The following is a 1,869-nucleotide window of genomic DNA, read 5'->3' as shown; positions in this document are numbered from 1 at the left end:
AAAAACAACTTCAAAAGCCCAAACGAACTAATCAACAATAACGCCGAACCAATCCACTTTTTAAACCGTTGATCGTTGGCAATAATTTTATCGTGTAATTTGAGTCCAACTACATGTCCAATCGCTGCCATAGGGATTAATAATACAGATAATTGCCAATCAATCATCACATCCATTGCCATAAAAGTCAACATCTTAATACTCACCAGAATAAACCATAATACAAATAAAGTATTGCGCAAATATTGCCTCGCCACATGATGCATAAACACTGCCACTATAAGTGGCGCACCCGTCAGCGAAGTGCCTGCTACATAGCCGCCAAAAATCAATAAACATTTATCTACCCAAGGTTGATGCGAGGTAATTTTTTGATTAAAAATCCAAATAATGCCGTAAAAAATTGTAATCGAATAAACAAACACGATCATCACTCTATCAGGCAATGCAATCAAGCCAAATACCCCAACCAAAGTTGGCGGGATAATCCACACCAATGCAGATTTTAAGTATGCCCAATCCACCTCTTTAATTGACTTTAACAAACTCAGCGATGAAAAAAACAATAAATGCAGCCCAATAACAGGCAACCAATAAACAGGCGATGCACCTACCAACAGCATCAACGGCAAACCCAATGCCGCACCACCAAACCCAAGACCCGTACGCACAAACCCCGCCCACATAAAAATCAGGCCGACTAAAAATAATTCTGTATTGGAAAAATTCACAATCTATCTAACGGCGACACCACCCCTTGCCCACCTTGCTTTAAAACATGAGTATAAATCATCGTCGTTTGTAAGTCACTATGTCCAAGTAGGGCTTGGATAGTGCGAATATCCGTGCCAGTTTGTAATAAATGCGTGGCAAACGAATGCCTAAATGTATGCGCTGAGACCTTCTTATCAATACTTCTGCACTTTTTAACTGCCACTTTAATAGCCTTATTCACTGCTGATTGGTCAATATGATGGCGCCTATCAACGCCACTTCTCGGGTCAGTTGCAATATTTCTACTAGCAAAAACATACTGCCAACCAAATTCTTTATCCGCATTCGGATACTTTTTTGCCAACGTATTCGGCAAATACACGCTACCAAATCCCTGTGCCAAATCCAACTGATGTCCCTGCCTTCTTTGTTCTATATGCGTTTGCAATAACGGTATAATTTTTTTTGCCAGCGGTGTTACCCTGTCTTTTTTACCTTTTCCATCACGCACCGTAATTTGGCAGTATTCAAAATCAATATCCTGCACACGCAAACGCACCAGTTCAGAAATTCGCAATCCACCGCCATACAATATTTGCACCATTAACGCATTTTTTTCTTGTAATTTTGACAAAATTTTCTGCACTTCATTAACGCTCAACACCACGGGAATTCTAGGCGTTTTACGAGAACGCGTTGCTCGCACATTTTCAAGCACTCTTTTCAACACTTCTTTATATAAAAATACCAACGCATTAAACGCCTGATTTTGCGTGCTAGCAGCCACATTTTGTCGCACCGTCAAATCCGTTAAAAAAGTCTCTACCTTGCTTTCAGAATCCTCAAACAATTCACTTCTATCCTTCATCCCTGAAAACTTAATAAAACGTTTAACCCAATCACAATAAGTATTTTCAGTTTTATAAGCGTAGTTCATCCGTCTCATCACCTCTCGCATTTCGGCAATAATCGGTTTTTTATTTATTTTTTCTGTTATCATATAATTAAAAACAATATAGAAAGAAAATTTCTACTAATATCGTATATCAGGTAAATTATTTGTATTTTATCCCTAAAAAGATTGAAATACACTGTTTTTTACAGGCTTTTAATTTTAATATCGTAATGTAAGGATAATATGTCCTTATAATAATA

2 protein-coding genes are annotated in these 1,869 nt (G+C 37.8%); both read right to left on the bottom strand.

The window, feature by feature from the left end:
- Window positions 1-731: TSUP family transporter (locus BAZSYMA_RS07745; RefSeq protein ID WP_090717535.1), on the bottom strand; the 731-nt coding region annotated here is incomplete at its 3' end.
- Window positions 728-1,714 (bottom strand): integron integrase, encoded by a 987-nt coding sequence (locus tag BAZSYMA_RS07740; protein WP_090717532.1) that lies wholly within the window; start codon window positions 1,712-1,714, stop codon window positions 728-730. The genes BAZSYMA_RS07740 and BAZSYMA_RS07745, both read right to left, overlap by 4 nt.
- Window positions 1,715-1,869: the final 155 nt, after the last annotated feature.

It is taken from the genome of Bathymodiolus azoricus thioautotrophic gill symbiont, from assembly GCF_001298715.1.
Classification (GTDB): Bacteria; Pseudomonadota; Gammaproteobacteria; order PS1; family Pseudothioglobaceae; genus Thiodubiliella.
The sequence above is the reverse complement of the archived record's forward strand: the minus strand, read 5'-3'. Positions and strand labels throughout refer to the sequence as shown.